Source organism: uncultured Fretibacterium sp., from assembly GCF_938030725.1.
GTDB lineage: Bacteria > Synergistota > Synergistia > Synergistales > Aminobacteriaceae > Fretibacterium.
The window spans coordinates 1-3817 of record NZ_CALHIQ010000184.1 but is presented as its reverse complement, the minus strand read 5'-3'; the positions used below and the strand labels follow the sequence as shown (position 1 = coordinate 3817).

The following is a 3817-nucleotide window of genomic DNA, read 5'->3' as shown; positions in this document are numbered from 1 at the left end:
CCCTCGCGGAACCTGGCCGCGTTCGAGAAGGTGGTGCGCGCCATGAAGGAGGCGGGCATCGGCTACGGCGCCATCAACCATCCGCTGGACCGGGACCCCGTGTGCGGCTACACGGGCGTCATCGACGACGTCTGCCCCGGCTGCGGCCGGCGGGAGGAAGGCCGGCCCTTCGAGCGCATCCGCCGCATCACGGGCTACCTCGTGGGGACGCTTGAGCGCTTCAACGACGCCAAGCGCGCGGAGGAACACGACCGCGTGAAGCACGCGGGCCCGGAGCCATGCCCGCGCTGACGCCCGAAGGGTTGGAGGCGGAACTGCGGCTGGCGGGGATCGTGGAGGACTCCATCGTGGACGGACCGGGCCTGCGCCTCGCGGTCTTCGTGCAGGGGTGCCCGCACGGCTGCCCAGGGTGTCACAACCCGGAAACGCAGCCTTTTGAGGGAGGGCGGACGATCCGGTCCGGCGAGGTCCTGGCGCGGCTGACGGCGAACCCGCTGCTGGATGGCCTGAGCCTGAGCGGGGGGGAGCCCTTTTGTCAGGCGGCGGCCCTTGCTCCCCTCGCCGCCGCGGCGCGGGCGCGGGGGTACCACGTCATGGCGTGGACGGGCTGCACCCTGGAGGCGCTCCTGAGGGCGGGGAGGCCGGACTGGGAGGCGCTCCTGCGCGCCCTGGACGTGCTGGTGGACGGGCCCTTTATCCAGGCGCGGCGCAGCCTGGCGCTGGCATGGCGCGGCTCGGACAACCAGCGCGTGCTGGACGTGCCGCGCTCGCTCGCCCTGCGGCGGGCGGCCCCGGCGGAGGAGCTCCTGCGGTCGGCGTGACGCACGGTTCTTATGCTAAAGATACAGAGGAGGCCTGCCCCTTGACCGGGACGGGCCGTTTTTTTGTCGCGCTCCAAGGGAAATGGATGATCCTCAAGGATGCGGCACCCCCGCAACCCTTCAGCCGCAGGGGGCCGCGCCGCGTTTTCCCTCTTGCATTTTCACCAGAATGTTTTACAATGCACCTGACTTCGAAGTAAGCCGGGGAAGACCAATACGCAAAATCATTCCTCTCGCGCTAAAGGACCCTGTCCGGGAATAGTCGAAGCCTCAACACAAGGTAAAAAACGACAGCAGATCTTTGGTGTGGGGGGAATGTCGGGATGCAGTTATCTCGTAAACCGGGTCTTGTCCTATCTCTTTTCGTTCTGCTTTGCTGCGCGCTGATCGTCACTCTGGGCGTCGTTGACGTGGAGCTCGAGTCGGGCGCTCATTTTGGGCTGGGGCTTCCCGCACAGGTCCCCCTCCTCTTCGCGGCGGTCTTTGCCGCGGCGGTGGGCCTGTCGTGGCTCAGGTGCTCGTGGGTGGACCTGGAGCGCGGCATCTGCAACGCCATCCAGGTTTCCATTCAGGCCATCCTGATCCTCGTCCTCGTGGGCTGCCTCGTGGGCTGCTGGATCCAGAGCGGCGTCGTCGCCACGATGATCTATTACGGCCTCGGGGTGATGAGCCCGCGGTTCTTCTACTGCGCGTCGCTCCTGATCAGCGTGGTGGTGGCCCTGGCCACGGGCTGCTGCTGGACCACCACCAGCACCGTCGGAGTGGCCCTCATCGGCATCAGCGCAGGCCTCGGCCTGCCGCTTCCCGTCACGGCCGGTTTCGTCATATCGGGGGCCTACTTCGGCGACAAGCTCTCCCCCCTCTCGGACACGACGAACCTGGCCCCGGCGGTTTCGGGCAGTAACCTGTTCGACCACGTTGGAGCCATGATGTGGACCACGCTGCCGACGCTCCTCATCACCCTCGTGATCTCGCTCTTTATGGGGAGTTCCGCGCAGGGCTCGGACGGCGGCCGCATCCTCCTGATCCAGGACATGATGCGCGCGGAGTTCTCCATCTCCTTCTGGGCCTTCATCCCGCCCCTGATCATCCTGGTCATGGCCTTTTTCAAGGTCCCCGCCATTCCGGGCATCGTGGCGGGCATCCTGGGAGGGATCGTCCTGTCGCTGGCCAACGGCTCCTCGGCCCACGACACGCTGATGGTCCTCTTCTCCGGCTACGAGCCGGCACACCTGGGCCAATTCGCCGCCGCCGACACACCGGAGGCCATCTCGAAGATGACGCAGGCCTTCAGGTCCATCTTCCTCGCCGGCTCCCCGGCGCTCTCCGTGGACCCGGAGGTGTTCTCGTCGATCGGGCATCTCCTGACCCAGCTCTTCACCCGCGGCGGCATGACCTCGATGCTGGAGACCATCTGCCTCATCGCCGTGGCCCTATCGCTGGGGGGCATCTTGGAGGTCTGCGGGTTTCTGGACGTGATCCTAGAGGCCCTGATGCGCCACGTGCGGTCCGTGTTCGGCATGGTGGCCTCGGTGCTGGCCTCCGCCTTCCTCTCCAACGTCTTCCTGAGCGAACAGTACCTGTCCATTATCGTGCCGGGCCGGATGTTCCGTCGCGCCTTCGAGGAGCGCAGCTGGAACGGCCGCAGGCTGGCTCCCACCATGCTGTCCCGCTCCCTGGAGGACAGCGGGACCATGACCTCGGTGCTCGTGCCGTGGAACACCTGCGGCGTCTACGTCAGCTCCGTGTTGGGCGTGGCGACGCTGGACTACCTGCCCTACTGCTTCATGAACTGGCTGAACCCTCTGGTGGCCCTGGCCATGACGTGGGCGGGCGTCGCCATCCTCTGGCAGAAGGACGCTTCGGAGAACGAAAGCGCCGCCTCCGCGCCAAGCCTCACGGGCCAGGTGGTCGGCACGTCGCTCTGACGAACTCGCTTTCAAACTTAAAGCGTGCAGTCCAGAAGGGATTTTTCTTGACAAGGTCGGAAGGAATCTGTATAATGCTTCCGTTTGCCTTGGGGCTATAGCTCAGTTGGGAGAGCGCTTGAATGGCATTCAAGAGGTCGTGGGTTCGAATCCCATTAGCTCCACCAGAAGCGAAAATCCCGTTTCAAAAGGGATTCAGAAATAGAAAACCCCCTCACTGAGGGGGTTTTTGCTTACTTCCTCCCTACCTTCGGCTGGGCCGGGACGCCAACGCGGTCTTGATCGACGCGACCTGCTCCTTCGGCAACGAGACCTTGATCCCCTAGGGGATCCTGCGGGAGCCCATATCCACCCTCGGGGGGGCGCACCTCGTTGTGCTGACCAAGGTCGACCAGAGGCCGTCCTGGAGACCCTGGCCGACCTTCGAGCGTCGGTGGAGCGCCATGTCCCCGCCGAGCGCATCCTAATCTCCCCGCTCCGGAGCGGCAGCTGGGCGGAATGGAACGGAACGCTGCATCCCTGCGAGTCCCCCGCACCCGCTACTCCCGTCTTGGCCTTTTCCGCGATCGGGGCCCCGGAGAGCTTCGCCCGATTCCTACGGGACGAGGAACTCCGGGTCGTCAGCGAGCGTCGATTCAAAGACTATCACCGCTATCGGAGCCGTGATCTGGAGGAGCTTGACGCCGAATGGGCCCGGTGCGGTGCGGAGTTCCTGAGGGGCACCGAGAAGGATATCTACAACCTCCCCGCCGACTGGCGTCCGCCGGCCCCGTTGCGGGTGCTTGGGGACCCCGAGCGGTTCGCGAAGATGAGCGCGGCTGGAGACGGCGTATGGGTGCGCCCGGGGCCCTGGTATGTGGTGGAGTACGCCGCCTCCGCCCTGGGATGGGACGTTCGGGAGGCGCTTTACGAGAAACTGATGAAAACGGGCCTGCACTGACGCCCAACAGGTTGTTTTTTACACTGCCCCGGCTACCTCATCGTCGGGGAGAGAGCCTAGGAGCCCTCCTTCCGCGGCCCCGCGCTAGCCGCCCCCCCCCGAAAAAGCTCCGTTGAGACACGGCGTTC

The 3817-nt window shown here is 65.4% G+C and carries 4 protein-coding genes and 1 tRNA gene; all 5 read left to right on the top strand.

Features of this window, described 5'->3' with window-relative positions; genetic code table 11:
* The coding region (nrdD, locus tag Q0629_RS09990; protein ID WP_298782044.1) for an anaerobic ribonucleoside-triphosphate reductase at positions 1-291 on the top strand (291 nt) is incomplete at its 5' end.
* Positions 279-821 carry a 4Fe-4S single cluster domain-containing protein gene (locus Q0629_RS09985; RefSeq protein ID WP_298782042.1) on the top strand — a complete coding sequence of 181 codons (543 nt, stop codon included), beginning with the start codon at positions 279-281 and terminating at the stop codon, positions 819-821. The genes nrdD and Q0629_RS09985, both read left to right, overlap by 13 nt.
* Positions 822-1144: 323 nt before the next feature.
* Positions 1145-2749: a Na+/H+ antiporter NhaC gene (gene nhaC / locus Q0629_RS09980; protein WP_298782040.1), complete on the top strand. Its 1605-nt coding sequence runs from the start codon at positions 1145-1147 to the stop codon at positions 2747-2749.
* Positions 2750-2840: 91 nt separating this feature from the next.
* Positions 2841-2916: transfer RNA gene (locus Q0629_RS09975), tRNA-Ala, on the top strand.
* Between the two features lie 266 nt (positions 2917-3182).
* Positions 3183-3689 (top strand): tetraacyldisaccharide 4'-kinase, encoded by a 507-nt coding sequence (locus Q0629_RS09970; protein WP_298782038.1) that lies wholly within the window; start codon positions 3183-3185, stop codon positions 3687-3689.
* The last annotated feature ends 128 nt before the right edge of the window (positions 3690-3817 follow it).

Bases quoted from the DNA above. Each gene is read 5' to 3' on its own strand.
- Q0629_RS09985 (WP_298782042.1), top strand. From the start codon at position 279: ATGCCCGCGCTGACGCCCGAAGGGTTGGAGGCGGAACTGCGGCTGGCG.
- nhaC (WP_298782040.1), top strand. From the start codon at position 1,145: ATGCAGTTATCTCGTAAACCGGGTCTTGTCCTATCTCTTTTCGTTCTG.